The following is a 26,659-nucleotide window of genomic DNA, read 5'->3' on the forward strand; positions in this document are numbered from 1 at the left end:
GTGTCAACGCTGGGTCCGCGATGGTTGCGATCGTGAGACGTCTGTCGGCTCGCGGCTACTGCTGCCGCGGGGCTTCGTCCTCACGCTCGGCGTCGGCCACCGTCAAGGGCAAGGCCAGCTCTTCCAGCGGGCGTCCTTCGGCGGCCACCCCGAGCCACAGCTCGATCAGGCCCGCGATGGCCATCACCGCCGCTCCGATGAGGAACGACCAGACCACCTGACCGCGCTGCCCGGAGTTGATCAACTGGCCGAACAGCAGCGGACCGGTGATGCCGCCGATCGCCGTCCCGACGGCGTAGAAGAACGCGATCGCCAGCGCCCGGGTCTCCATCGGGAAGATCTCGCTGACGGTCAGGTAGGCCGCGCTCGCCCCCGCCGAGGCCAAGAAGAAGGCCACCGCGAGCACGGCGATGAATGTCCAGGCACCGCCGGTCCCCGTCACGAACAGCACCGCCAACACGACGGCCACGACGGCCGAACCGATGTACGTCGCGCTGATCATCGGTTTGCGGCCGACGGTGTCGAACAGGTGCCCGAGGGCCAGGGGGCCGACGAAATTGCTGAGCGCCCAGAGGATGAAGAAGAGCGGCACCTTCGCGGACGGGACGCCGTAGAAGCCACTCAGCAGCGTGCCGAGGTTGAACGTGACCCCGTTGTAGAGGAACGCCTGCCCGATGAACAGCGCCAGCCCGAGCACCGCGCGCCGCGGGTAGAGCGTGAAGGCCACCCTGGCGATCTCCCGAAACGAAATCGTCTCGCGTTGGCGGACTTTGAGCGGGCGGCCGCCCGGCTGCGGCAGCGGCTTGCCGGTGGCCCGCTGCACTTCCCCCTCGATCTCACCGACCACCCGCTCGGCCTCGTCCGCGCGGCCGTGGATGAACAACCACCGGGGACTTTCCGGAACGTTGCGCCGGACGAGCAGCACGAAGATGCCGAAAATGGCGCCGACGCCGAAGGCGAGCCGCCACCCGATGTTCGGCGCGAAATTCGAGGTGTCCAGCAGGACCAGCGCGCCGGCCGCGCCCGCCGCCGAACCCAGCCAGTAGGTCCCGTTGATCACCAGGTCCACGCGACCGCGCACGCGCGCGGGGATCAACTCGTCGATCGCGGAGTTTATCGCCGCGTATTCGCCGCCGATGCCGGAACCGGTGAAGAAGCGGGCGATGAAGAAATACCAAGGGGCGAAGGCGAATGCGGTCGCGACGGTGGCGGCCAGGTACACCGCGAGGGTCAGGATGAACAGGTTGCGCCGGCCGAAGCGGTCGGTCAGGTGACCGAAGAACAGCGCGCCCAGGCAGGCCCCGCCGATGTAGAACGCCGCCGCCATCCCGATCTGCGCGGCGTTGAGCTCGATGCCGCTGCCCTTTTCGGTGAGGCGGGACGACACGTTGCCCACCATGGTGACCTCGAGGCCGTCGAGGATCCACACACCGCCGAGGCCGATGACGACGCGCCAGTGAAATCGTGACCAGGGCAGCCGGTCCAGCCGGGCCGGCACCTGGGTGGTGATGGTTCCGGTTTGCACGCCTGCGCTCATCTGACTCCTATCTGGGTGAGCAGAGAATTACCCAAACAAGGGGACGGGCAAGCGTCAATCCCGGTCCGGGCGTGACTCCTCGGGGGTCCAGGCCAGCGGCTGGCCGGGCTGGCCGGGGAACAGGTAGTCGATGAAAGCCGCGGCGGTGGGCTGGGGTTCGTGGTTGGCCAGCCCGGGTCGCTCGTTGGCTTCGATGAAGGCGTATTCGGCGCCGGTGACGTCGGGGACGAGCAGGTCGATGCCCGTCACGGGTATGCCGATCGCCTCGGCCGCGGCCACCGCGACGCGGCACAGTTCCTGGTTCACCACGGCGGTGACATCGTGGATAGTGCCGCCCTGATGCAGGTTGGCGGTGCGCCGGACGCGAAGCCGGGTCCCCTGGGGCAGCACGTCATCCAGCGTCCAACCGCCCTCGGCGACCGTCGCCTCGGTGAGGTCGTCGATCGGAATCCTGGACTCGCCGCCGGTGGCCGCCGAGCGGCGGCGGCTCTCGGCCGCGATCAGGTCCCGGATGGTGTGCTCCCCCGTGCCGATGATCTCGGGCGGCATCCGCAGGGCGGCGGCGACCACCCGGCCGTCGATCACCACGAGCCGCAGGTCGTCGCCCTGGACCCGCTCCTCGATCAACACCTCGGGATAGTGCTGCCGCGCCCGCGTCACGGCCGCGGCCAGCTCGTCGGGGCCCTTCTCGGCGGGCACGCCCACGGTGATGCCCTTGCCCTGCTCTCCGCGGGTCGGCTTGACGACGACCTCGCCGACCTCCTGCAGGAATGCGTAGTCGCCGTCGTCGAAGGTGGCCAGCCGGGCGCGCGGCACGGTGATGCCCGCCTCGGAGACCAGGCGCCGCGTCAAACGCTTGTCGTCGCAACGGCACATCGCGACCGCCGAGGTGAACTCGGACAGCGATTCGCGGGTGATCACGCTGCGGCCGCCGTGGGTGAGCCGGATCTCGCCGGCCTCGGCGTCGAGGACCTCGACCCAGATCCCCCGGCGCATCGCCTCGTCGGCGATGATCCGCGCGTAGGGGTTGAGATCCTCGACGGTTTCCGGGGGCGCGGTGAACAGCGGCTCGTTGATCGCGTTCTTCCGCTTGATCGCCAGCACCGGAACGCGGACGAACCCCAGCTTTTCGTAGAGGCCGATGGCCGCGGCGTTGTCGTGTGCCACCGAAAGATCCATGTAGGCGCGCCCGGCCCGCCGGAAATGGTTGGCCAGGGCCCGGGTCAGGGCCTCACCCACCCCGGGCAGCGCCGCGGCGGGATCGACGGCCAGCGTCCACAGGCTCGAGCCCTCCTCCGGATCGGAGAAGAGCAACTTGTGGTCGACGCCCGTCACCGTGCCCACCACGGCGCCGTCGTCGTCGCGCACGGCGACCAGGTAGGTCACCGCCTCCGCGTGCAGGTGGTTGTCCCAGATCGTCTCGACCGGCGCCGGCACCATGCCGCACCGCACGAACACGCGGTTCATGGCGTCGGCGTCGGCGGCGTCGGTCAGGGTGCGCACCGTCAGGCCGACCGGCGATGGGGCCGTGTCTTCGTCGTCCGGGTGGAAGCGCAGCCGATAGGTGTGGCTGGGGTCGATGAACAGCTCGGTCGGCGCCCCGGCGACCACCACGTGGGACTCGCGCGCGTAGATGCAGATGTCGCGCCGGCCGGGCACCTCCCGACGCAGCGTCTCGGCCAGGGTCTCCGCATCCGCGAAGGTCTGGCCGAAAATCAAGCGACCCCAACCCATTTCGAGCTCGACATCCTTGGCCATCGCGTCGACGAGCTCGGGGGGCGAGGCGTCGTGCAGGCCCATCGTGATGGCTTCGGTGTGGTCCTCGGAGGGGTCGACGGCCGTCATGCGGCCTGCCCGGTCACGCCATGGCGCTGCAACCACAACTCGAGCAGGGCGATCTGCCACAATTCGTTGCCGCGCAGCGGGGTGAGCTTGCCGTTCGGGTCGGCCAGCAGAGCATCGACCGCTTCGGAGTTGAACAGGCCGCGCTCCTTGGCCACCGGCGCGTACAGGGCGTCGCGAACCAGATCCAGATAGGGCCCCTCGAGGTGGGTCAACGCGGGAACCGGGAAGTAGCCCTTGGGCCGGTCGATGACCTCCGACGGAATCACCCGTCGCGCAGCCTGTTTGAGGACGCCCTTGCCTTCGTGGGCGATCTTCAGCTCGGGGGGGCAGGTCGCCGCCAGCTCGACCAGCTCGTGATCGAGGAAGGGCACCCGGCCCTCCAACCCCCAGGCCATGGTCATGTTGTCGACCCGCTTGACCGGATCGTCGACCAGCATCACCGTCGTATCCAGCCGCAGCGCACGGTCGATGCCGGTCTCGGCGCCGGCGCGCGCGAAGTGCTCGCTGACGAACCGCTCGCTGGGGTCGCCCTGCGCGAAATAGGCCGGTCCCAACAGGTCTCGCACGCCCAGCGAATCGCGATCGAAGAAGGCGCCGCGGTATTCGGCGACCGCCCCGGTCAGCGTCGCGGCGGCCGGCGAACCCATCGGCGGGTACCAGTGGTAGCCCGCGAACACCTCGTCGGCACCCTGACCGGATTGCACCACCTTCACGTGGCGCGCGACTTCCTGGCTGAGCAGGTAGAACGCCACGCAGTCGTGGCTGACCATCGGCTCGCTCATGGCGCCGATCGCCCCGTCGAGCGCGGGCAGCATCCGGTCGGTGCCGATGCGGATCTGATGGTGGTCGGTGTCAAAGCGTTGGGCGATGATGTCCGACCACCGGAACTCGTCGCCCTCCACGCCGCCCGCCGACTCGAACCCGATGCTGAAGGTCGACAGCCCGTGCTGACCCGCCTCGGCGAGCAGCCCGACGATCAGGCTGGAGTCGACGCCACCGGAGAGCAGGCAGCCGACGGGGACGTCGGCGACGAGCCGGCGCTCGACCGCGACCCGCAGTGCGGACAGCACCGCGTCCTCCCAGTCGCGTTCGGACCAGTCGGCGCGGTCGTCCCGCCGGCTGAAGTCGGGCCTCCAGTAGGTGGTGGTGGTACGCCGGCCGTCGGGCTCGATGGCGAGGAGCGAGCCGGGGGGGACCTTGCGCACGCCGCGCAGGATCGTCAGCGGCGCCGGCACCACGGAGTGGAACGTCATGTAGTGGTGCAGGGCGGCCGGGTCGATGCGGGTGTCCACGCCGCCGCCGGCCAGCAGCGCCGGCAGTGTCGAGGCGAACCGGAGCCGGTGGGCGTCCTCGGTCAGGTACAGCGGTTTGATGCCGAGGCGGTCGCGGCCGAGCAGCACCCGGCCGCTGTCCCGTTCGACGATGGCGAAGGCGAACATCCCGTGCAGGTGGCTGACGAAGTCGTCGCCCCAGCGGTGGTAGGCCTTGAGCAGGACCTCGGTGTCGCTGTGCGAGAAGAACCGGTAGCCGTGCCCGCTGAGCTCGCGCCGCAGTTGCTGGTAGTTGTAAATGCAGCCGTTCCAGGCGATCGTGAGGCCCAGCTCGGCGTCGAACATCGGCTGGGCGCCGGCTTCGCTCAGGTCGATGATTCTGAGGCGACGATGACCGAGGGCGGCCCGGCCCTGTGACCAGGCCCCCGCCGCGTCCGGCCCCCTTGGCGCCATCACGGCGGCCATCGCTGACACCGCCGCTAGATCGGGGACCCGGCCGTCGAGTCGAACCTCACCGGTGAGTCCACACACTCCTTTGACCCTACCGGGACCCGTTCCGGTGCGTACAGTCCGGCCGCGGCGATGGGTAGCCAACGCCGCCCCAGTTCCTCCGTTTTCGTTTCCCGGATAGGGCCGGACGGCTTATCGTTTCCTGGACCACAGTTTGCTGGGAGGCTGATGTGGACGGGACGCCGTTCGGCCGGTACCGCTTGATCGATCCGCAGCACCGTCACAGCTGGCCGCGCTGATGCTCGTCGACTACTACCTGCGGATCCTGCACCTGGATCGGCGGATGCCGCTCAACTTCGACCTGGGCCCGCTGCACGTGCACCTGCACGCCCGATCGGTGTTCTTCATGTGGGTCACCGTGGTGATCCTGGTGGTCGCCGGAGTGGTGGTGCTGGCGTCGCGCCGGCGTGAGCTCATTCGGCGGTGGACGACGTGGGTGATGATCGCGCCCGTGGTCGGCATCCCCATCTGGATAGGACGGGGCACGACCGCGGTGCTGGCTGCGGCGCTGGCCGTGGTCGCGGTGTTCGAGTACGCGCGCCTGGTCAAACTCGGGAAGGTCGACACCTATCTTCTGCTGGCTCTGGCGGTGCTGTATCCCGCCGCGGCCTGGCTGCACCCACCGCTGCTGCGGCTCGCGCCGATCATCGTGCTGGCGTGCGCGCTGCCCTCGGTGTTCAGCGGCGATGTCGAGCACGGCGGCAGGCGCACCACCTTCACCGCGTTCGGTTCGGTGTGGATCTGCTGGTCCCTGGCGCACCTGGTGACGCTGTGGTCGGACGCGTACCTGGTGTGCTTCGCGGCCGCGGCCACCGACGTCGCGGCCTGGTGCGGCGGGAAAGGCTTGCGCCACTTCGGGTGGGCCCGAAAGCCGTTGTCGCCGTTGAGCCCCAACAAGACGGTCGGCGGGCTGGTCGGCGCGGTGGTGGGGGCGTTTCTGGTGCTGACCTTGCTGGGCACGGTCACGATCGGTCTGCTGGTCGCGGTGGCGTTCGGCGGCGTGCTCGGGGACCTGGTCGAATCGATGGTGAAGCGACAGGCTCAGGTCAAAGACGCCGGCACGTGGCTGCCGGGCTTCGGCGGTCTGCTCGACCGGATCGACTCGCTACTGCTGGTGCTGCCACTGGCGTATCTGCTCGGCTGAGGGGCCGCGTCAGGCGGCGTACGCCAGCTCGGGGCGCTCGGCCGGGGAGCCTTGGAGCAACGCCACGACCCGCGCCCGCAGCTGCGGCGCCGAGGCGCTGTGCGGGTCGACGGGCTCGCCGATGCGGACCCGCATCGGCGCGTGGGAGATGAAGCTGGCGCCCTTGGGTAGCACCTCGGCGGTGCCCAGCACGGCGACCGGAACGACGGGAACGCCACAGTCGCGCGCCAAGCGCACTGCGCCGGAACGGAATTCGCCGATGCTGCCGTCCGTGGAGCGGGTGCCCTCGGGGTAGACGACGACCGTGCGTCCGGCCTTGAGCGCGGGGCGCGCCGCCGCCAGCAACTGGGCGTAGGTGTCGGCCCCCGAGCGCCGCACCGGCAGCACCCCGATCAGCGAGGAGGCCACGAAACGGCGCACCGGTACGTCGAACCAGTAGTCCGCGGCCGCCGCAAACACCGGCTGGGCGCCGGCGGGCAGCGCGGCGAGCAGCACCGCGGTGTCGGCGTGCGAGCAGTGGTTGGCCACCACGATGCAGCCGCCCGGCACGCGCCAGCGCCCCGTAACGGTCAGCCCGCCGGACACGGCGCACACCGCCCGCCACAGCCGGTGCCGCAGCACGCTCGTGATCCGGGTCGCTCTCACGACGCCGCCTCCTCGCCCCGCCGCTTCGCCGCCAGCTCGCGACGGGCCGCCCGCAACCGCAGCGTCGCGGTGATCAGCGACCCGTTCACCAGCTGCGTCGAAACCACCGGCAGGATGACCGGGAACGCGGTGGCCAACAAGACGAACAGGCAGCGTTCGGTCTTGCCGAGCGGGCCGCCGTTGCGCCGCTGCGCCCCGGCAGCCGCCGCGGCCAGCGACGCGAAGGTGGGCAGGGTCGCGGCGAGCGCCGCCACCAGCACCATGAGCACCGGCCAGGACAACCAATGCAGCCCGGGGCCGCGCTGTCGCGCCGCCCACACCGCCAGTCCCGCGAAGGTCAGCAGGTCCGAGGCGCGGTCACCGATTTCGTTGACGACGAATCCCCAGGGCCGGCTCACACCCCGGGCGCGAGCGACCGCGCCGTCGAGATTGGCTCCGGCCAGCCGCAGCGCGAGGAACAGCGCCGCGAGTGGCCACCATCCCAGCGCGACGGTGACGCCCGCCGCACCGGCCGCCGCGACCCCGGCCGCGGTGAACACGTCGGGTGAGATACCGCGGGCCACGGCGACATTCACGATCGGCGTCAACCGGCGGGTGTACCACGGCTTCAGCGCGTAGAGGCCCTGCCATTTCCGGGGAGCTCGTTCGGGCGATCCCGTGGGCAGCGGGACGACCGCGCCGCCGACGACCTGCAGCCGGGAAAGCGTGGTCGTGTCGGTCGCCGCGAGCGCGCGCGATCCCGTCGTGTAGCAGCCACGGTGGGCGATGCGGGGCTCGCTCGTGGGGGTCAGCGCGCCGATGCTCCGCATGCGCAGCGTCGGCGCGTTGTCGAGGTCGGTGCTCACGGGGTGTTTCCTCTCGCTGGGTGGTCTGTAGTTGTGTGCAAGTCGACACCGCCCGCGCCGCTACCGGTCCCAAGATCTCCGACCGCCGCCGCGCGGTGAGCCGCTCGCCTAGGTAAGAGCCACCGCTCCCCCGCGGTCGGACACTTTCTTGCAAACTTCTCGCGGGCCGGTCGCCGTGACCGGCAGCACCTACGTAACTCCCCGCGGCTTGCCGGTTCGTCGCGAAGTTCTTGCGGAATTCTTGCGGCGGCTCGGAGAGAGAAAAACCGAGATTTCAGTTACCGTTCAACCAAGTCGTTCGTGACTCGAAGCCGATTTGCCAGCATCGGGAAAGGCCATGAATATCGGTCGCAATCAGTGGTCGGCGGCATGCGTGGGCCTGCTGTCGGCCGCCGCCCTGCTCAGCGCGGCGCCGGCGTCGGCGGATCCGATCGACGACGCGTTCGTCGCGGCCCTGGCGAAGAACGGGATCTCCCTGTCCGACCGCAATACCGCGGTTTCGCTGGGCCACACGGTGTGCGCCGGCTTCGACAAGGGGGAGCCGTCGACCCACGTGGCAATGGGGATTGCCAAGGAGACCCCTCTTTCGGTGAAACAAGCCGGCTATTTCGTCGGCGTTTCGGTGGCCGCCTACTGCCCCCAATACCGCGGAAACACCGATAACTCGTTCAACTGGGCGGTGCCGTTTCCCCCGATGATGTGAGCCCGGGCGCGCTTTCGCCCGTGGTGCGGCGGGGTTATTTTGGGATCGACCTGCTTTGCCCGCACAAAGGGGAACCATGACCCACTCGAGGGTTGGTCGCGGGGCGTGGTCGGCATTCGTTGCCGTCCTGCTGTCGGTCGCTGCCCCGCTCGCCGCGGCACCCGCGTCGGCGGATCAGATCGATGACGCTTTCATCGCCGCGCTGGTGAATCAGGGCCTCCCGGTTCCCGACAACGACGCCGCGATCCAGGAGGGCCGCACCATGTGCGCCCTACTCGACCAGGGCACAACGCGGCCCTTGCTGGTGATGAGGCTGATGCGGGACACCAATCTCACGGCAAGGCAAGCCGGCTTCTTCCTAGGGATTTCCGCGTCCGCCTATTGCCCGCAATACAGGACGATGGTGTCCGGGTAGGCTCTAGCGTCCCCGCACTCCGCCGTCGACGACCCGCACCGGCTTGTGCGGATAGCGGCGTTCAGCGTGCGCCTTCGCCCGCGAGTTGGGCAGCACGTACAACGTTTCCTTCTTGTCCTGCAACGGTTTCAGTACCAGGTCCATGAATCCCTTGCGGTTCTCGAGGTACGGTTCGATGACGTCCTCCCCCGCCGGGCACACCGCCAGGCAGTACGCGGCCTTGTAATTGGGCTTGAAGGCCAGGCTCTGCCACATCGACGCGTTTTCCGAATCGCTTACCCGCGAACGGAAATCGGCTGCGTCGGCGCTGTCGGCGACGGTCTGCACCCAATCGGTGAACCCGCCCATAAACTCGCGATAGTTGTGCACCGAGCAGGAGACGAAGTCGAAATCGCCGTCCTTGCCGATCGCGCCGACGGGGCAGGCCGCCACGCATAACTTGCACTCGATGCACGGGCTGTAGTCGAGGGGACGGCCGTAGCTGCTGATCGGTGCGTCCACCAAGATTGTGCCGAGCAGGATGAAGTTGCCGAACTTCGGGTGAATCACGTTGCGGTGGATGCCCATAACGCCGAGGCCGGCGGCCACGGCGACGGGCTTGTGCGCCACCACCCAGATCCGGCCGGGAAAGTTGTCCATCTCCATCGGGAAGGTCGCCGACGGGCTGAGCGCCCGATAGCCGGCATCCTGCAGCCGTCGCACGATGCGGTGGGCGGCTTCGTTGAGCAGCTCGCCGCTGCGGTGGAACTCCTGGTTTGCCACGCTGCGCGCCGTCGACCGCACGTTGTCGCGGTTCATCTTGACCACGAGCGAGACGTAGCTCTTGGTTCCGGGCAACGCGGCCTCGACGTGCTGCGCCTCGGAGGCCAGGTCGGGGTTGTCGATGCTGGCGAACGCCACGTCGTCCACGCCTGCGGCCAGGCAGATCTCGCGCAGCCAGTCGGCGTCCAGCGCGCCGGGCCGCTGCCTCGCGCGCGAGCGCACCCGCCGCACGGTGGGGTGCTCGGCCAGTCGGGAGGGCAATTTGTCGGCCATGCTGAGTATAGTACACAATACTCAGTTGAAAGGAAGGGCGCCGCGGGGCGCGCGTTCGTTAACGACGTTTGACTTCCGTATGAACGCATGCGAGCCTGACGCCGTGATCGAGTTGAGCGAACAGCAGATCATCGCCGGGGTGGCCGATCGATTGACCAGGAAATATCCGACCTTTCCAGTGGAAACCGTGACCGCCGTGGTGCGCGACGCGCATGCCCGCTTCGACGGGCGGCCGGTGCGGGAGTACGTTCCGCTTCTCGTGGAGCGGTTCGCGGGGCAGGAACTCGAGTACCTCGCAATCACGGCCTCGCGAACCGCGCTCGATCAGGCCGTCGCCGTTTAATCGCCCGCCGAGTGTGACGCCAGCGTCACGTTCGGCGTCGAGTGTGACGCCACCGTCACGTTCGGCTCCGCCTCACCGGCCGTGCTGCGGCTGACTCTGGACGCCGAACAGCACCCGGCGACTCAGCACCCGCCAATCGGGTTGGACATCGTCGGGGCCGCGGGGCGCGCCTTCTCCGATCCCGAACCGTTCATGCAGCCGGGCCAACCATTCCGGCGCCCACCAGTTGGCCCGGCCGAGCACATGCATGACCGCCGGCACCAGCAGCATCCGCACCAATGTGGCGTCGACCAGCACCGCCACCGTGAGCCCGAACCCGAACAGCCGCATGAGCGACACCTGGGCGGCCATCAGTGCGACGAACGAGATCGCCATGATCAGCGCCGCGGCCGTGATCACCCGCCCGGTGTGGGCCACGCCGAGCGCGATGCTCTTGTCATTCGCGCCCCAGCCCCGATGCGAGGTCACCCAGTACTCCCGGATCCGCGCGATCAGGAACACCTCGTAGTCCATCGAAAGCCCAAAGGTGATGCAGAACAACAACACTGGCAGGTCAACCCCGATCGTGCCGGTCGCGGCGGTGCCCAGCCCGCCCAGGTGCCCCTGCTGGAAGACCCACACCACCGCGCCGAACGCCGCGGCCAGCGACAGGGTGTTCGTCACCAGGGCCTCGAAGGGCAACACCGCGCTCCCGGTCAGCAAGAACACCAGCACCAGGGTGATCACGGCGATGATCGCGAGCACCGTCGGCAGGCGCGTGGTGATCGCGTGCACGGTGTCGCGATCGCTTTGTGCCGCGCCGGTGAACTGCGCCGGTTTGCCCGCCGGGGTCGCGACGGCGTGCAGCCGGTCAAGCTGAGTGGCCGACGCGGCGGAATACAGCGGCGCGACGGTGCTCACCGTCAGGAACGCGCTGCGGTCCTTGAGGGCGGCGGGCCCGGTGGGCGGTCCGGCCGGCCTGCCGCCGACGAACGTGCCGCCCGGCGACGACACCGACGACACGTCCGGCACCCGCGACAGCGCGGCGGCGTAGGCATTGAGATCGGCCGGGCCGACACCGGTCGCGTCGGGCAGCACCACGGTGACATCGGGGACCCCGCTGCCGGGGAAATCGGTGCGCAGCTGGTCGCCGACCTGGCGCGCCGAGGCCGAGGTGGGCAGCACCCGGTCGTCGGCGACACCCCACCGGACATCGCCGAAGGGCGAGCCGAGCAACAGCAGCAGCGCGACGATGGCGATGACGATCGGCGCCGCGTGGCGCGTGACGGATCTCGTCCAGCGATACCAGAACCATCGCTCGTAGGGCGCGGGCTGGGGTTGCGGCCGCCGCAGGATCCGGCGCAGCAGCCGGCGCGCGTCCAGCGCGTCGAGCCGGTCTCCCAGCAGCACGATCGCCGCAGGCGTCACCACGACCGCCGCGGCCACCGCGAACGCGATCACCGCGACGCCCGCGTAGGCAAACGATTTCAGGAAGTACTGCGGGAACAGCACCATCGTGACCATCGACAGTGCCACCGTCGTCGCCGAGAACAGCACCGTTCGGCCGGCGGTGGCCATTGCGCGGATCAGCGCCGCATCGCGAGTCTGGCCCTCCGCCAACTCGTCCCGGTATCGGCTGAGGATCAGCAGCGTGTAGTCGATGGCCAGCGCCGCGCCCATCGCGACCGTCAGGTTCAGCGCGAAGATCGACACGTTGGCGAACAGCGAGACCGCCCGCAGCGACGCCATGGCGCCGAGAATCGCGAATCCGCCGACGACCACGGGTAGCGCCGCGGCGAACAAGCCCCCGAAGATCCAGACCAGCACCAGAAAACTCAGCGGCAGCGCCAACGACTCCATCACCAGCAGGTCTTCGCGGGTTTGATCGTCCACCTGCCAGAAGACGGTGGCATCACCCCCGGCGCGCACCGTGAGGCCGTCGCGGTCGTGCACGAGTTCGCGGGCCAGGCGCTCGGCGGCTTTCTGGGCGTCGGCCTCGCCACCGGTGATCGCGGCGACGATCAGTCCCGTCCTGCCGTCCTTGCTGATGAACGCGCGCGCCGCCGCGGCGGGCACGGTCCACGCGGATTGCACCTGTGCGACGTTCTGCGAATTTCGCAGCCGCTCAACGAGTTCCGTGCCCAGCGCCCTGGCCCGGGGGCCTTCCGCACCGCCGCCGGAGGTGACGGTGATCAGCATGACCATGTCCCCCTGGCCGAACTTCTGGGAGAGCAACGCCGACGCCTGCGACGACTCGGCGCCGGGATCGAACCAGCCCCCGGGCAACAGCGTTTTGCTCACCGGGATCCCGAAGATCGCGGCGCCGATCATGACCAATACCGCCAGGGCGATGACGCGGCGCGGCGCGGCGAGGGCGAGACGAGCGGATGCGTACAGCACGCTAGCGGGGAGCCATTTCGTGTTCGATGAGTTCACCGTAGATGGGCCTGTCCCAAGTCGCCCAAGCGGTCTCAGCCCTTCCTGACGATGTTGTCGGTTCCCCCAACCGAGATTTGTGGCGCTCCGCCGTGATAGATCACCTGGTTCGCGGAGCCATCGGTGTCGATGGCGTCCGCGTTGTCCGCGACCACCTTATTGCGCGAGCCCGTGACGATGAGATGGGCGCAGTGCCCGGCCACGTAGGCCGAGTTCCCATTGCCGGCGATCGTCAGTTCGGCCCGATCACAGACAACCGTGAAAGTGGCGGCGCTGGGCTCCTCGGTCAGGTTCCCGCCCGGACCCACGGTCAGCGCGCCCGACAGGTCCGCGGTGGGCTCCGCGCCCGGCAAGGCGGTGGCCGGCGGCGGGTGCTTCTCGACCCGGTACGGATGGAACACCAGGATTGCCACCAGCAGGATGCCGGGCACTAAGAGGATCCCCCAGACGCTGCTCAACCTGCGCCGCCGGTTCATCTGACGGCGCAGCAGTTCGTAGTTGGGCGCATTCACCGTCGGCGGCGGTGGCAGCCCCGCGTCGGGTCCGACCGCGTCGTCGGCCGGGACATACTCCCGTGGGCCGCCTTTGGCGTCGGCGAGCCGGCGTTCCAATTCCCTGATCCGCTTTTCGGGATCGTCGGCGTCCATGCCGGAATGGTCCCACAACTGGTGCTCAACGACGCCGATTCAACCCCGCCGGCGTCACGGTCACCTGCGCCGCCTGCGCCGGCCGCGCCGATGCGAGGACCGTCTCGGTGGCCGGGTCGATCACCCGGACCGCATCGTCGTCGACGTCGATAACCAGGGCCGGTGGCGCGCTCTGGGCGCGCCGGCTGAATCCGAGCGTGAAGGGCCTGGAAAACGCGGCCAAGGAACCGGACAGCGTGTCCGAGAAGAACCAATTGGGGCAAGGAATCAGCGAACAGCGCGTCGCAGCGCCCGGCGCCGGCGTCCGCACGCGCGACCCGCTGTGGCCAGCGACCATGGTGAGCAGCTCATCGAAGTCCGACGCCGGCATCCAGGCGTCGGGGTACTGCACGGGCGGCTCGTCCAGCCGGGTGCCGGCGGCAGCGCGATGGTCGCGCCCCCCGATCACCAGGCGATGCCGGCCGGACCGCAGGTGCAGCGCGGTTCCGCTGGTGGTACCGCCGTACACGGCGCTCGTCCACAGGCCCAGCGCGACGTCGCCGAACCGAAAGATGTCGCTCGGCCACCGAGCGACGGTCAGGCCATCCTCGGCGACGCCAACCTCGATCTTTTGGCTGAGACCCGACCACCCTCGCATCTGAAATGCCATGAAAACGAAAGGCGCGCCGAGGAATACGATCACGGGGGCTTTCGGGTTGAGAAACGGGAGCCACGCCGGCGCGACGCCCATCGTGCCCACGATGAGGAAGGCCACCATCGCCAGCCACACCAGGAGGGTCCACTTGTTGGTCCAGCGGGGGTGGGCAACCCGTAGGCCACGAATCCGCCCGGCCCGGCCGATTCGTCGTTGACGCTCATCCGGACAGGATCCCACCCGACGGCCTAGCGGCCAGCAATAAATGAAAAAGATTGCCACAGGGGACCCAAACGCCGCTAAGCTGCTGGTCGTGGGCAACGGTGTGTTAGCCGTCGGCAGGAGCCGCTGGCTGGCGTTGGCGGCCTCCCTCGTGGTCTCGGCCGCCATCATCTACGCCCAGGCCGTCAAGCCGCTGCAGGCGGAAAGCGCCAAAACGCCCTGCTGCGTTGACAATCCGGCCGCCGGCCCGACACCACCGGCGCCCGCCCCGACCGCTCCGCCGTCCATGGTGGCCGGAGCGCCGCCGGCGGCCGCCGGCCCGGCGCCGCAGATCGCCACTCCCGCCGAGGTGGAAAAGCTGGCGGCGGGCGCCCCCGCGGCCGCCCAGCAGTTCCTGTTCCCGTTGTCGCCCGGCGTCGCGCCCGAGCAGCGGTTGCAGGTCAAGACCATCTGGGCGGCCCGCGCCATCAGCGTGCTCTTTCCGGAGATCACCACGATCTACGGGTACCGGGAGGATCCCCTGCCGTGGCACCCCAACGGCTTGGCGATCGACGTGATGATCCCCAACCATTCCTCCCCCGAGGGCATCCAGCTCGGCAACGAAATCGCCGGGTACGCGTTGGCGAACGCGAAGCGGTGGGGAATCAACCACGTGATCTGGCGGCAGAAGATCTATCCGGGTGTCGGATCGCCGAGCTGGACCGCGAACTACGGCAACGAAACCCTCAACCACTACGACCACGTCCATATCGCCACCAACGGCGGCGGATACCCGACGGGGCACGAAACCTATTACATCGGTTCCATGACCCCGGCTCCCCCACAGTGATGGCCTGACCGCTCGGTCCCCAATCCCGTTGGGCTCCAAGGATCCTCCAGGGCCTCTTCCCCAGACTGCGCGTTGCCGGTGGGCAAGAGTCGATATCAGCGAAGCAACGAGAACGGTATGGCGCGGGCACCCGACCCGTGTGCGACCTAACCGCGCCGCCCCAGCAGGCCGCCGGTGAGCACCGGGGGCACGGTCAGCCGCCCACCGCCGAGGCTCGAAGGCAGGGTCTGCACACCACCGGTGACGAGCGACGGGATGCCGGGGTCCCCGCCGCCAAAGCTGGGGGGCAGGCTCAGGTCGGCCGCGGCCGGCTGGGTGGCGCCGGCCACGCCCTGAATGGAGTGCCCGAGCAGGCCTTGGACGGGCGCGTTCGTCGCGCCCAGCGCGGTCGCCGCGGCGTTGGCCGCCTCGGTGCTCTGGTAGGCGCCCGCGCCCGCCTTAACCAGCCCGACGAATTCCCCGTGAAACTCGTTGGCTTGGGCATTGATAATTTGAAATTCCTGGCCGAAATCGTTGAACATCGCTGCTACCGAGGCGGATACCTCGTCCTGCGCCGCGGCGGCCACCGCCGTCGTGGGAGCCGCGGCCGATGCGGCGGATCCCGCCAACAACGAGCGGATACCTGCCAGATTCTGGGCCGCCGCCCCGACCTCGTCCGGAGCGGTCACCAGATATGACACAGGCGCCTCCTGTGGGTCGGATGCGACGGTCGCCCGATGACCTAAGCAACATGAGCCTAATAGGAAAGCGTCGAAAGAGCACGAAAATTCGGCTTTTCAGCAATTCCGACGGTCTAAATATACTTGACGAATTCCGCTTCCATAATAGCCGAAAAATCTCGCAAACCGTCGGGCGCATCCCCCCTCATTGCGCAGTCCAGCCGCCGTCGATCGAATAACTCGCCCCGGTGATGGTGCCGGCCGCGTCGCCGGCCAGGAAGACCGCCAGGGCGCCCACCTCTTCCGGGCTGGTGGAGCGGGCCATCGGCTGCTTTTCCGCCACGAATTCCCGCTTGGCCGCGTCGAACGGCTTTCCCGTCGCGCGGGCGCGGGCTTCGACCTGTTGGGCCACCAGCGGTGTCATCACCCATCCCGGGCAGATCGCGTTGCACGTGATGCCGTGGTCGGCGGTTTCGATCGCCACGACCTTGGTCAGTCCGACCACCCCGTGCTTGGCCGCGACGTACGCCGCCTTCCCCGCGCTGCCCACCAGGCCGTGCGCCGAGGCGATGTTGATTATTCGGCCCCAACCCAGGCGTTTCATCCCCGGGAGCGCACAGCGACAACTGTGGAACACGGCCGACAAATTCGTGGCGATCACGGCGTCCCACTTCTCGACCGGGAACTCCTCCACCTTCGCCACGAACTGGATGCCCGCGTTGTTGACAAGGACATCGATGGCCCCGAAGGCGTCTTCGGCGGCGCCGATCATGGCGGCGATCTCATCCGGCTTGGTCACGTCGGCGCCCGAATAGGCGGCCGCCACCCCGAACTCCTCCTCGATGCCGCGGCGCTGCTCCTCGACGGCGTGCGGATCACCGAAACCGTTGAGGGTCACGTTCGCGCCCTGCGCCGCGAACGCGCGGGCGATGCCCAGACCGATGCCGGACGTGGAACCCGTTACGAGAACGGACTTTCCGCGCATCATCCGAACGTCGCCACCGGTTTCAGTGTTCGGCCGGGGGCGCGGGTTCGGTGGCGACCAGTTCGGTGAGACCGCTGATATTGAGGATCGGCATCAGCAGCGGGTGAGCGACCAGACGGATGTCGTCGGCGCGGGCGAACAACGCGTTGATCGCGGCGCTATCCAGGTACTCCACGGCGCTGAGGTCGACGGTGAGCGTTTCGCCGCTGCCACCGGCTTGGGTGGTCGCGGCGGTGAGGGCTTGGTTGAACGCGTCGATGTTGCTCAGATCGATTTCCCCGGCGGCGGTCAGGACGAGATTCCCGTCGTTGCGGCGCGCGGTGTCGAGGGTGAGCGGCGTCGTCATGAGGTGATCCTCGCGGATAGGTGCACCGTCGTTCCGGCGGCACCGGGGCTGATCGTGACATCCTGCATGAGCCCCCGCATGAGCGCGATGCCCCGGCCGCGGTTGGTGGCGCCGGCCGGTTGCGGTGGCTTCCATGACCCGGTGTCGGTGATGGTCAACTGGACCTGGTCCACCAGTGCGGTCGCACCCAGGACAATCGTGCCTTCCGGAGCGTGGCGATGACCGTGCTCGATGGCGTTGGCGACGGCTTCTCCGGCCGCGACGAGCACGTCCACCGTCTGATCCGGGTCCACCCGGGCCTGGGTCAGCCAGGTGCGCAACGCGGTGCGCGCGGGGGCGAGCTGGCTGACGTCCGCGGGAAACGTCAGCTCCAGCGGTGCGGGGTGGCGGTAGAGAAGCAGGACGACGTCATCCTGGTAGCCACCGCTCGGCGCGAGTCCGGACATGATGTGGTTCGCCAGCTCGTCGAGGGTGGAGGTGCGGCCGTCCTGCAGGAGGGCGGCGGCCCGGGAGATGCCCTGCTGCAAGGCACTGCGGCGGCGTTCGACCAGACCGTCGGTGTAGAGCAGCAGTGTCGCGCGCGCCGGGATGGTCACGTGGGCTTCGGGGCGGGGCCAGCTGGAGCGCACTCCCAATGCGATGGTGTGGCCGTCGTCGAGCATCTCGGTGGTGCCGTCGGAGTGGACCAGGATCGGTGGCGGGTGCCCGGCGCTGGAGTACACCAGTTCACCGGTGTCACGGTGCAGCACCGCGCAGACGGCGGTGGTGCACTGCGCGCCGGGCAGCCGAGCGGCGAAGCGGTCCATCCCCGCGAGCGCGGCGGCCGGGCTGGGATTGTCGAACAGCAGCGCGCGGCAAGCGCTGCGCATCTGCCCCATCACGGTGGCGGCGGCGAGGCCGTGGCCGACACAGTCCCCGACGATCATCGCGATGCGCCCGTCTTCCAGATCGACGATGTCGAACCAGTCACCGCCCACCTGCAGCGGGGCGCTTGCGGCCTGGTAGCGCACCGCGAACCCGTGCGGCAACTCGGCGGGGCCGAGGATCGCGTGCTGCAACGCCAGCGCGGTCTCGCGCTGCTGATCCACCTGGTGCACCCTCTGCAGACCCTGGCCCAGGCGGCCGGCCAGCACGGTGAGCAGGGTCTGGTCCTCGAGGGTGAACGGGCGCCGCTCGGCCAGGTCCAGCCAGACGACGAGCACGCCCTCGGGATGCTGCAGCGCGATACCGGCCGTCCCGGACTTGGTCGCGTTCGGGGTGAGGAGGTCGCCGTCGCGCAACGAACCGAGCATCTGCCGCGTGTCGGCGGGCAGGTCGGCCCACTGCGTGGGCTCGCCGACCGACACCACTTGCGGTGCGCTATAAGCGGTTTCGGTGGAGGAGCCGTGGGCCGGGAAGGTGACGGCCAGAACGCGGCGGGCCCGCCACAGCCGGCGCAGCTCCTCGGCCACGGCACGCAGCGCGTCATCGACGGTGTCGGCCTGGGCGAGTTCCTGATTGAGCGCATGCTCGCGGCCGGCTGCCAGCGCCAAAGCGATGGCAGCGTGCCGGGCGAAGTCACTCACCAGTTCCAGGTAATCGGTGTCGAACGGCGGTTGCTGCGGGTGGCGCGCGACGGCGATGACACCAAGCACCCTGTCGTCGGCGATCAGCGGCATGACCGTCGCCGAGCGTTCGCCGACATCGGTGAACCCTTCGATCGGATACTGGAACGAATCGGTGATCAGCGGCAGGCCGCGCCGGGCAACCCCGCCCGTGGTGGAGCCCTCCATCGGGACCTGCCGGCCGATCACCTCCGAGGAGTACCGGCCCGCGGTGGCGGCCACGACCAGGGTGTCGACTTCATCGGCGGGCAGGTCCGGCTCTTTTGGAACGAGCAAGATCGCCTGCTCGGCATCGGCCAGCTCCAGCGCGCGATTCACAATCAGCTGCAACGGTCCCGTCTGCGGGGCCCCGGACAGCAGCGCGGTCGTGATCTCGCGGCTCGCCTTGGTCCATTTCGCCGATTCGCGTTCTCGCTCGAACAGCCGCGCGTTGTCGATGGCGGCGGCCGCCGCCGTGGCCATCGCCCGCACGGCGCCCTCCTGAATGTCGGAGAACACTCGGCCCGGCCTGTCGTCGGCCAGGTAGAGGCTCCCGAAGTCAGCCGCCCGCACGGTGATCGGAATTCCGAGCAGCGCCAGAATCGCCGTGCCGTCCGCGTGCAGCCCGCTGGCCCGCGGGTCACCGCTCACATCGTCGATGCGCAAACCACGGCCGACCGGCAGCTCGCCGAGCCGCCGCGCCGTGTCGTCGTCGATTCCGGCATGCACGAACGAGGCCAGGCTCCCGTCGGGAGCGCGTATTCCCAGGGCAGCGTAGGGGGCGCCGGTCAGCTCCATCGCCGCATCGACGATGCGCTGCAACGTGACGTCCAGGTCCAGATCGGAGCCGATCTCGACAATGATCCGCACCAGTTGTTCCAGCTGGTCACGCGCCGCCACCAGCTCGTCGAGCTGTTCATGCACAGGGCCCACCAGCTCACGCTGGCCCTGCCAGGTGAACGCGGATTCGTCCCGTTCGTCGTCCCCCATAGCGACAAACTTAGTTGTTAAATCCGGGCCGTCATCCATTTGGGGGCATTCCGGCGGCGTCGGGAGTCTGGAAAACCCGCCCGCTATCGCCGGGAGGGAACGTGGTCCGCCTCGCCGAGGGCGGGCGGCGCCGTGCTGATCACCCGCTGAGGAACGAAACGGACGCGGCGCCCGGTGCTGCCGTCCTCGCCGGCGGCCGGGTCGCTCCAGTTGACTTCCGCCTCGCCGGACAGCTGAAGCGCGATGCCGGCGCGGAAGTCCAGGAACAGCAGGGCCGCGGTGGGATCCGCGGAGAGGTTGCCCAGGCTGTTGAACATATTGTTGCCCGGATAGTCGGGCCACCACAGGTGCCCGGGTGCGGCGCGGACGAATCCGGGCGCACCGCCGCGGTGGGAGGCGTCGTTGCCGGAGGTGGCGTGGGTGGTGCCCAGGAAGAACGTGTCGGCGGCGTTGATGAGGCGAATGTCCTCGGGCCGCAACGTCTTTCCGGAATACAGTCGCACCCGGTTGTCGCCGGGTGGTCCATCGACCTGGATGCGCCACTGGTGGATGTATTGCGGGCAGTTGCCGTAGGCCTGGTCGATGTCGACGGTCAGCCCAGCCTCGGTGGAGGTGAGTCGGCCGTTGATCCGAACCCGCCGCCGGGTCAGGAAGTTCATCGCGACGACGCCTACCGGCTGCCCGCAAGGCAGGCCGTGCAGGGCATCCGCTCCCGGCAGCGACGCGTGGATCTGCAACGTGGTCGGCGACGCGGCCTGCAGGAAACCGGGCGGCCCAAGGAGCGGTGAGGTCCACAGCCGCCCGGTCGTATCGCGCGCGGCCAGCGCCGCGAACGTCATCTCGGACAGGGATGCGGCCATCCCGCCCCGCAGCTGGCCCCGGGCTACCATCGGCGCCAGCCGGGCGGCCTCGGCTGCGACGCCGGCTTGGCGCTGCACGGCCAGCTCGCCGCTGTGGAAGCCCTCGGCGGCCGACTCGCTCGCAATCGTCATCTGCTCACCTGCCTTGCGGGACCTCGGCGAACCCCGGTTCTCCGGCGTCGACGACGGAATTGAACCGGTACCGAGTCTGCAGACGTTCGTTGATCTCGTGGATCGCACCCTCGGGGAGGGCGGTGACGTCAAAGTTTTCGCGGATACGCGCCGGCGTCACGGACGCGGTGAGAACGGCGCTGCGGCGCTGGATGCCCCAGGCCAACAGCACTTGCGCGGGGGTCTTTTCGACGCTGGCAGCGATCGAGACGATGAGGGGGTCGTCGAGCAGGCGCGGTTCGAGCGCGTGCCCGAGAGACGCAAATGCCAGCAGGATGATCCCGTGCGTCGCGCACAATTCGTGAAGCTCCCATTGCGGGTGATAGGGGTGCGACTCGACCTCGACAACCGCCGGCTTGATCCGGGCGGTTTCGACGATCCTTTGGGTACCCGCGGCGTCGATGTCGGACAGGCCGATCGCTCGCGAAAGTCCCTCGTCGACAAGGCTTTCCATCGCCGCCCAGGTCTCCTCGAGGGTGACCCCGTCGTCGTAGGCAACATTTCCGCGGTCGTCGCGCGGATCCTGGTCATCCCCGGGCCGGAACGCGAACGGGGTGTGCACCAGATACAGATCGACCGCTTCCAGCCCCAGCCTGTCCAGGCTGGCCTGCAGCGCGGGCCTGACCCGTTCGGGTCGATGGTTGTTGTTCCACAGCTTGGTGGTGACGAACAGTTCCTCGCGGCGCACGGTCCCGTCCGCGAACAATTCGTTGAGCGCCGCACCGACCTCCGCTTCGTTGCGATAGCGCTCGGCGGCGTCGAGGTGACGGAAACCGACCTGGATCGCGGCCTTGACGGCGTCTCGCGTCTTGGTGTTGTCGGACAGCGATGTCCCGAACCCGAGCGCCGGAATCTCACCGCTGCCGTTGTTCAGGGCAAATCTGTGCTGACTGAGGTTGTGGTTCGTCGCCATGGCCTTCGGCCTTTCGTTGTGTTGACAAAATCTTCTCGGGGACAATGTGTTCCGTGTGTGTGGCGAGGTGCGCGACGGCCTCGGCCGTCGTCCAGATGGCGCTGGCGAGGAACCGGAAGTTCACCAGGGCCGCGAGATAGCCGTCGCCTTCGGGCAGCCGCGGGCCCGCCGTGGCGTCCTTGACGACAACGACCTCGAAGCCCTGCTCGATCAGTTCGCGCAGGTGGCCTTCGACGCACAGGTTGGCGGCCATCCCCGCCAGGATGACCTGGTTTACCCCGCGCTTGCGCAGCTGCAGAACGAGGTCGTTCGACTCGGGGCCAACGATCTTGTGCGGAGAGGCGATCACGGTCTGCCCGTCGTGAATGTGTTGCCGGTAAGCGGGCAGAAAGTCGGCGCCGGATCCGGCGAACCCGTCCGTCGTGTAGGCGCCCTGGCGCCCGAACATGCCCACGGCGCTCATGAATTTCTCGAGCGGATCGCCAAACCGCCACTGCTTGTCGGTGGGGTAGAAGTAATGCGGCGAAACCGCGACCGTGATGCCCGCCAGCTTCGCCGCGTCGAACAGCTCGCCGATGTGGGCGACGGTGCGATGGGCGCGGATGCTGTCACCGAACACCGGCCAGGCGGCACCGCCCGGGCTCAGAAAATCGATCTGCGGGTCGGTGATGACGAGCGCGGCGTGCGCTGGATCGAGCTCAAACCCCGACTCCGGCAGCGCGGGTTGCTGCGGCTCGACGTAGATGTTCAGGTCTGACATAGAACGTCCTTGCGATTCGGGACCGGGCGAGCGGCTGGCTTTGACTATAGATGACCAGTCGTCTAATTAACAAGGATGGTCGGCCGGCCATTCCCGTGGCGGACGAATCAGCGCAGAAGCGCAGGGACGGTGACCGCTTCGAACCGGTCGTATGGGGTGCGACTGCGGGTCACTTTCCCGCGGAGGGCCGCGCCCTCCCACGCCTCGATGAGCTGGGCGGCGAGCTCCCCCGCATCGAGATCCTCGCGGATGCCACCTGGGCCGCGCTGACCGGCACGCACACACCTCGTGAGCGCCGCGTCCCAGCGGTCGAGGATGCGGACGAGCTCGGTGCGCACCGGTTCGCTCGACCCGCCCAGCTCGAGCGACAGGTTGCCGACCAGGCAGCCGAGCAGGAAGTCGCCGGCCTCGTGCTCGTCGGCGAGCGCATGGAAGAAACGTGTGATCCGCTCCCGCGCGGTCCCGTCGGAGCTCAGGATCGGCAGCAGCCGCGCCTCGAGGTCGGCCCAATAATGTTCGAGTATCGCCGCGGCGAAAGCCTCTTTGCTGTCGAAATACGCGTAAAACGACCCCTTCGGCACGCCGGCTGCGTCGGTGATGTCTTTGACGCCGCTGGCCGTGAAACCCCGGGCGTGCACGAGTTCGAGCCCCGCCTCGAGCAGGCGGCGACGCACCTCTGGGTTGGGCGGGCGCGGCATGGCGACCATAATAGCCGACCGGTCGGCTATTTTCGGGGGCGCTGCGAGGAAGCGGCCGATCGCGGCGTAGGCGGCCGTCAATACGCTTTGGCGTACCTACGTACCAACTCGTCCTCGCCGAAGGTGCTCGTGCGCTGCAGGCCGTTGTCGTCGCGGGTGAAAAAGGTCCACTGCCGCGGAGTGGTCTGGGGCCCACCGATCAGTTTCACGGTCAGGCGCAGTTTGGTGTCGCGCAACGTGCCGATGATGTCACCGACCCGGACCTGCGATGGATGGATCTGGGGTGCGTCGCACCAATTCTCTATGGGCATCTCGTCCATCCTTTGGTTGTTGGGGCAACCCTACTTGGGATTTGCGTTCCGCGCTGGTCACCCGACCGGTCCGCCCGGGCCCCGGTGGCGTAGCGTCATTGACGAGCCGTTTCGTTGTCCGCGGTGGTCTACCGCCATTCGCGCGGATGACACCCCCGGGCAATGCGATTCCTCCGCTCGACCCGCGCCCGCGGGGCGGGCGATGCAGAACGCGAAGGACCAGCCCGTGGATCGCACAGCGCCAACCGTTGGTACAGCTCCCAAATCGATCGGCTGAACGATGACGTATCCGCGAGCGGGCCGGCGCCGCACCGACCCCGTTCGGCTGTCCGTGGCTCGCCAGTTGGGTGGGGCCATCGACGGTGCATGGTGGCCCCGCGCGGACCGAATCACCAATGAATTGCCCACTTTGGTCGCGGCCCTGACTCCCCTGCTCGGCGACATCGAGTCCATCAACGTCAACTGGCCACCGCTGCAGCGACCGCCCGACTTCAATTGGGCGGGTTGGGAACACAAACGCCAGCACGTGATGACGTTGAGCGGCGCTCAGGTACACGTCAACCTCCTGGTCATCCCGTATGCCACCCACACCGCGCTCGCCGTGATGGTGTTGCGCCGCGCCGCCGAGCTGCCCGTCGACTCCTGCGACCAAGGCAAGCCCGCGTTCCTGACCGCCGGCCTGATCCTGCAGGCGGCCCGGCAACAACTCGCCGCGGCGGTCACTGAATAACGAGCGGCGCCTGCCGAATTCGTAGTGGCACACTACCGGCATGGCAGCAAGCAATAGCACGGTCCGGGCGGCGATCCCGGAGGATGCCGCCGGTTGCACGGCGATTTACCGCCCCTACGTTGAGAACACGGCGATCAGCTTCGAGGTGGACGTCCCGACGGTGGCGGAGATGGCCGCGCGGATCGCCGCGGCCCGGGCCAGCCATGAGTGGCTTGTCGTGGCGGACGCTGCCGGACGAGTTGTCGGCTATGCCTACGCGCACGCGTTCAATCCCCGAGCCGCTTACCAATGGTCGGCCGAAACCAGCATCTACATCGATAGCTCACAGCACCGCTCGGGCGCCGGCCGCGCGCTCTACACACAGCTACTGCGCCGGCTGGCCGAGCGCGGTTACCGGCGCGCCTTCGCGGGCATCACCCAACCCAACCACGCCAGCAACGCATTTCATCGAGCCTTCGGGTTTGAAGATGCGGGCCTCTACCGTCGCGTCGGATGGAAACACGACAACTGGCACGACGTCGCCTGGATGCAACTTGACCTGGCGCCGACCGCCGACCAGGACCGCCCGCCGACCCCAATCAGCTGATCGGACCCGTACCCTGTTGCGCAGCAACGTGATACGTTCCGTGGCCCTCGACGACCAGGCCGTCGCTGAATCGCAGAACCTCGCTGACCAGACCACCGTCCTGGTTGCGGTACGCGATGACGAGGGTGTCGATGCCCTCGTAGACGGTCTCGACTGCAAACCTCAGGTTGGCGACGCGTCGCAACGCCTCGGTCCAGTAGTCGCGCAACGCGGCTTTGCCACGAACCACCCCCGCCGTTTCCGGCAGCAGCGCGGCGGCCACCGGCGACGTGAATACGACGTCGTCCGCGAAATGCCGAAGCACCGACTCCACGTCGTGGGCGTTCCATGCGTCCACCCACTGCTCAGCGAAAGCAACCGCGTCGGGCGTCACGCTGGAAGACTGTAGTCGCGGCGATAGGCTGGTGCTTTGGACGCCTGTGCATTTCCGAGGGGTAACGACATGTCCGCACCATCAGCCGAGGTCTTCGACCGTTTGCGCCAGCTCGCCGCGATCAAGGACATCAACGCACGCGAGACCAAGACGATCGACGAGGTCTTCACCGGCAAGCCGCTGTCCACGATCCCCATCGCCACGGCCGCTGACGTCGAGGCCGCGTTCGCCGAGGCCCGCGCCGCGCAGGTCGACTGGGCGAACCGTCCGGTCGGCGAGCGCGTCGACGTCATCGGCCGCTATCGCGACCTGGTCGTCGAGAACCGCGAGTTCCTCATGGACCTGCTGCAGGCCGAGGCGGGCAAGGCGCGCTGGGCGGCGCAGGAGGAAATCGTCGATTTGATGGCGAACGCGAACTACTACGTGCGCGTCGCCGCCGACCTGCTGAAGCCGCGCAGGGTGCAGGCGCTGCTCCCCGGGGTCGGCAAGACCACCGTCGTCTACCAGCCCAAGGGCGTGGTCGGGGTGATCTCGCCGTGGAACTACCCCATGACGCTGACGGCGTCCGACTCGGTGCCGGCGCTGCTGGCGGGCAACGCGGTGGTGCTCAAGCCGGACAGCCAGACGCCGTACTGCGCGCTGGCGTGTGCCGAGCTGTTGTACCGGGCGGGCTTGCCGCGAGCGCTCTACGCGATCGTGCCCGGCCCGGGCTCGGTGGTCGGCACCGCGATCATCGACAACTGCGACTACCTGATGTTCACCGGCTCGACCGCCACCGGCAGGCAACTCGCCGAACACTGTGGCCGTCGGCTGATCGGCTTCTCGGCCGAACTCGGCGGCAAGAACGCGATGATCGTCACGCGCGGGGCCAACCTCGACAAGGCGGCCAAGGCGGCCACCCGGGCGTGCTTCTCCAACGCGGGCCAGCTGTGCATCTCCATCGAGCGGATTTATGTCGAGAAGGACATCGCCGACGACTTCACCGGCAAGTTCGGCGCCGCGGTCCGAAACATGAAGCTGGGCACCGCGTATGACTTTTCGGTGGACATGGGGAGCCTGATCTCCGCGAGCCAGCTCGACACGGTGACCGACCACGTGGACGACGCGAAAGCCAAGGGTGCCAAGGTGATTACCGGCGGCAAGGCCCGGACCGACATCGGCCCGCTGTTCTACGAGCCGACGGTGCTGACCGACGTCACACCGGAGATGGAGTGCGCGGCCAACGAGACGTTCGGGCCCCTGGTGTCCATCTATCCCGTCGCCGACGTGGACGAAGCCGTCCAGAAGGCCAACGACACCGAGTACGGGCTGAACGCCAGCGTGTTTGCGGGCTCCGCCGCGGAGGGCGAGCAGATCGCCGCCCGGCTCCGGTCCGGGACGGTGAACGTCAACGAGGGTTACGCGTTCGCGTGGGGCAGCCTCGGCGCGCCGATGGGCGGCATGGGCCAGTCCGGCGTCGGCCGCCGGCACGGGCCCGAGGGCCTGCTGAAGTACACCGAATCGCAGACGATCGCGGCGGCCCGCGTGTTCAATCTCGATCCGCCGCTTGGCGTTCCGTCGACGCTCTGGCAGAAGTCGCTGGTGCCCGTGGTGCGTGCGGTGATGAGGCTGCCCGGCCGCAAGTGACATTGCCTTGACCTACTACTCGGCGTAG

Annotated in this window: 27 protein-coding genes; 8 read left to right on the forward strand and 19 right to left on the reverse strand. The window is 68.5% G+C overall.

Going from position 1 to position 26,659, the window contains the following annotated elements; translation table 11 throughout:
* Window positions 1–55: 55 nt before the first annotated feature.
* The 3 genes from MTAB308_RS03010 to MTAB308_RS03020 are packed head-to-tail and all read right to left on the reverse strand — an operon-like array spanning window position 56 to window position 5,184.
* Complete coding sequence (locus tag MTAB308_RS03010) at window positions 56–1,537, reverse strand: MFS transporter (RefSeq protein WP_077097742.1); 1,482 nt, start codon at window positions 1,535–1,537, stop codon at window positions 56–58.
* Window positions 1,538–1,591: 54 nt separating this feature from the next.
* Window positions 1,592–3,382 (reverse strand): N-acetylglutaminylglutamine synthetase, encoded by a 1,791-nt coding sequence (gene ngg / locus MTAB308_RS03015; RefSeq protein ID WP_077097744.1) that lies wholly within the window; start codon window positions 3,380–3,382, stop codon window positions 1,592–1,594.
* Window positions 3,379–5,184: an N-acetylglutaminylglutamine amidotransferase gene (locus tag MTAB308_RS03020; protein ID WP_077097746.1), complete on the reverse strand. Its 1,806-nt coding sequence runs from the start codon at window positions 5,182–5,184 to the stop codon at window positions 3,379–3,381. The genes ngg and MTAB308_RS03020 overlap by 4 nt, the downstream gene beginning before the upstream one ends.
* Before the next feature lie 217 nt (window positions 5,185–5,401).
* Between MTAB308_RS03020 and MTAB308_RS03025 the strand changes: the two genes are divergently transcribed.
* On the forward strand, window positions 5,402–6,307 hold the full coding sequence (locus MTAB308_RS03025; protein ID WP_077097748.1) for a phosphatidate cytidylyltransferase: 906 nt from the start codon (window positions 5,402–5,404) through the stop codon (window positions 6,305–6,307).
* 9 nt (window positions 6,308–6,316) lie between these two features.
* On the opposite strand, the gene MTAB308_RS03030 is transcribed toward MTAB308_RS03025, so the two are convergent.
* The gene (locus MTAB308_RS03030; RefSeq protein WP_077097750.1) at window positions 6,317–6,952 is read right to left on the reverse strand and encodes a lysophospholipid acyltransferase family protein; all 636 of its coding nucleotides are present in this window, start codon (window positions 6,950–6,952) and stop codon (window positions 6,317–6,319) included.
* Entirely contained in the window at window positions 6,949–7,797 is an 849-nt protein-coding gene (locus MTAB308_RS03035; RefSeq protein ID WP_245831234.1) for a CDP-alcohol phosphatidyltransferase family protein, read from the reverse strand. Before MTAB308_RS03035 ends, MTAB308_RS03030 begins: the two co-directional genes overlap by 4 nt.
* Before the next feature lie 337 nt (window positions 7,798–8,134).
* Here MTAB308_RS03035 and MTAB308_RS03040 point away from each other — a divergent pair, with 337 nt between their 5' ends.
* Together MTAB308_RS03040 and MTAB308_RS03045 are read left to right on the forward strand one after the other, a co-directional pair.
* Window positions 8,135–8,500: a DUF732 domain-containing protein gene (locus MTAB308_RS03040; RefSeq protein ID WP_077097753.1), complete on the forward strand. Its 366-nt coding sequence runs from the start codon at window positions 8,135–8,137 to the stop codon at window positions 8,498–8,500.
* A gap of 76 nt (window positions 8,501–8,576) precedes the next feature.
* A complete protein-coding gene (locus tag MTAB308_RS03045) occupies window positions 8,577–8,915 on the forward strand; it encodes a DUF732 domain-containing protein (protein WP_077097755.1) in 339 nt (112 codons plus the stop codon).
* A gap of 3 nt (window positions 8,916–8,918) precedes the next feature.
* On the opposite strand, the gene MTAB308_RS03050 is transcribed toward MTAB308_RS03045, so the two are convergent.
* Window positions 8,919–9,950 (reverse strand): epoxyqueuosine reductase, encoded by a 1,032-nt coding sequence (locus MTAB308_RS03050; RefSeq protein ID WP_077097757.1) that lies wholly within the window; start codon window positions 9,948–9,950, stop codon window positions 8,919–8,921.
* 103 nt (window positions 9,951–10,053) lie between these two features.
* On the opposite strand from MTAB308_RS03050, the gene MTAB308_RS03055 reads away from it, so the two are divergent.
* Window positions 10,054–10,293 (forward strand): three-helix bundle dimerization domain-containing protein, encoded by a 240-nt coding sequence (locus MTAB308_RS03055; RefSeq protein ID WP_083746429.1) that lies wholly within the window; start codon window positions 10,054–10,056, stop codon window positions 10,291–10,293.
* Between the two features lie 72 nt (window positions 10,294–10,365).
* On the opposite strand, the gene MTAB308_RS03060 is transcribed toward MTAB308_RS03055, so the two are convergent.
* From MTAB308_RS03060 to MTAB308_RS03070, 3 genes are all read right to left on the reverse strand, one after another.
* The gene (locus MTAB308_RS03060; RefSeq protein ID WP_077097761.1) at window positions 10,366–12,672 is read right to left on the reverse strand and encodes an MMPL family transporter; all 2,307 of its coding nucleotides are present in this window, start codon (window positions 12,670–12,672) and stop codon (window positions 10,366–10,368) included.
* A gap of 71 nt (window positions 12,673–12,743) precedes the next feature.
* Window positions 12,744–13,355, reverse strand: coding sequence for a DUF3060 domain-containing protein (locus MTAB308_RS03065; RefSeq protein WP_077097763.1), 612 nt, complete (start codon window positions 13,353–13,355; stop codon window positions 12,744–12,746).
* Between the two features lie 25 nt (window positions 13,356–13,380).
* Complete coding sequence (locus tag MTAB308_RS03070; protein WP_157900893.1) at window positions 13,381–14,229, reverse strand: hypothetical protein; 849 nt, start codon at window positions 14,227–14,229, stop codon at window positions 13,381–13,383.
* Between the two features lie 73 nt (window positions 14,230–14,302).
* Here MTAB308_RS03070 and MTAB308_RS03075 point away from each other — a divergent pair, with 73 nt between their 5' ends.
* On the forward strand, window positions 14,303–15,040 hold the full coding sequence (locus tag MTAB308_RS03075) for a VldE C-terminal domain-containing protein (protein WP_425436173.1): 738 nt from the start codon (window positions 14,303–14,305) through the stop codon (window positions 15,038–15,040).
* 146 nt (window positions 15,041–15,186) lie between these two features.
* On the opposite strand, the gene MTAB308_RS03080 is transcribed toward MTAB308_RS03075, so the two are convergent.
* The 9 genes from MTAB308_RS03080 to MTAB308_RS03120 form a co-directional block, all read right to left on the reverse strand.
* Window positions 15,187–15,720: a PE family protein gene (locus tag MTAB308_RS03080; RefSeq protein ID WP_077097768.1), complete on the reverse strand. Its 534-nt coding sequence runs from the start codon at window positions 15,718–15,720 to the stop codon at window positions 15,187–15,189.
* 184 nt (window positions 15,721–15,904) lie between these two features.
* Complete coding sequence (locus tag MTAB308_RS03085) at window positions 15,905–16,684, reverse strand: 3-hydroxybutyrate dehydrogenase (RefSeq protein WP_245831239.1); 780 nt, start codon at window positions 16,682–16,684, stop codon at window positions 15,905–15,907.
* A 22-nt stretch (window positions 16,685–16,706) separates the two neighbouring features.
* Entirely contained in the window at window positions 16,707–17,030 is a 324-nt protein-coding gene (locus tag MTAB308_RS03090; protein ID WP_077097771.1) for an STAS domain-containing protein, read from the reverse strand.
* On the reverse strand, window positions 17,027–19,603 hold the full coding sequence (locus MTAB308_RS03095) for a SpoIIE family protein phosphatase (protein ID WP_077097773.1): 2,577 nt from the start codon (window positions 19,601–19,603) through the stop codon (window positions 17,027–17,029). Before MTAB308_RS03095 ends, MTAB308_RS03090 begins: the two co-directional genes overlap by 4 nt.
* An 83-nt stretch (window positions 19,604–19,686) precedes the next feature.
* On the reverse strand, window positions 19,687–20,595 hold the full coding sequence (locus tag MTAB308_RS03100) for a pyridoxamine 5'-phosphate oxidase family protein (RefSeq protein WP_077097775.1): 909 nt from the start codon (window positions 20,593–20,595) through the stop codon (window positions 19,687–19,689).
* Window positions 20,596–20,599: 4 nt separating this feature from the next.
* Window positions 20,600–21,547 (reverse strand): aldo/keto reductase, encoded by a 948-nt coding sequence (locus tag MTAB308_RS03105; protein ID WP_077097777.1) that lies wholly within the window; start codon window positions 21,545–21,547, stop codon window positions 20,600–20,602.
* Complete coding sequence (locus MTAB308_RS03110; RefSeq protein WP_077097779.1) at window positions 21,489–22,307, reverse strand: cysteine hydrolase family protein; 819 nt, start codon at window positions 22,305–22,307, stop codon at window positions 21,489–21,491. Before MTAB308_RS03110 ends, MTAB308_RS03105 begins: the two co-directional genes overlap by 59 nt.
* A gap of 107 nt (window positions 22,308–22,414) precedes the next feature.
* Entirely contained in the window at window positions 22,415–23,005 is a 591-nt protein-coding gene (locus MTAB308_RS03115; RefSeq protein ID WP_077098164.1) for a TetR/AcrR family transcriptional regulator, read from the reverse strand.
* 77 nt (window positions 23,006–23,082) lie between these two features.
* Window positions 23,083–23,316 carry a hypothetical protein gene (locus MTAB308_RS03120; protein WP_077098166.1) on the reverse strand — a complete coding sequence of 78 codons (234 nt, stop codon included), beginning with the start codon at window positions 23,314–23,316 and terminating at the stop codon, window positions 23,083–23,085.
* Between the two features lie 280 nt (window positions 23,317–23,596).
* Here MTAB308_RS03120 and MTAB308_RS03125 point away from each other — a divergent pair, with 280 nt between their 5' ends.
* Both MTAB308_RS03125 and MTAB308_RS03130 read left to right on the forward strand, forming a co-directional pair.
* On the forward strand, window positions 23,597–24,046 hold the full coding sequence (locus MTAB308_RS03125; RefSeq protein WP_077097781.1) for a DUF5994 family protein: 450 nt from the start codon (window positions 23,597–23,599) through the stop codon (window positions 24,044–24,046).
* 40 nt (window positions 24,047–24,086) lie between these two features.
* Window positions 24,087–24,632, forward strand: coding sequence for a GNAT family N-acetyltransferase (locus tag MTAB308_RS03130; protein WP_077097783.1), 546 nt, complete (start codon window positions 24,087–24,089; stop codon window positions 24,630–24,632).
* Here MTAB308_RS03130 and MTAB308_RS03135 read toward each other — a convergent pair.
* The gene (locus MTAB308_RS03135) at window positions 24,625–25,005 is read right to left on the reverse strand and encodes a nuclear transport factor 2 family protein (protein ID WP_077097785.1); all 381 of its coding nucleotides are present in this window, start codon (window positions 25,003–25,005) and stop codon (window positions 24,625–24,627) included. The two genes, MTAB308_RS03130 and MTAB308_RS03135, sit on opposite strands and share 8 nt — an antisense overlap.
* Before the next feature lie 69 nt (window positions 25,006–25,074).
* Between MTAB308_RS03135 and MTAB308_RS03140 the strand changes: the two genes are divergently transcribed.
* Entirely contained in the window at window positions 25,075–26,631 is a 1,557-nt protein-coding gene (locus MTAB308_RS03140) for a succinic semialdehyde dehydrogenase (protein WP_077097788.1), read from the forward strand.
* Window positions 26,632–26,659 lie beyond the last annotated feature (28 nt).

The sequence above is a fragment of the Mycobacterium terramassiliense genome (assembly GCF_900157385.1).
Lineage (GTDB): Bacteria > Actinomycetota > Actinomycetes > Mycobacteriales > Mycobacteriaceae > Mycobacterium > Mycobacterium terramassiliense.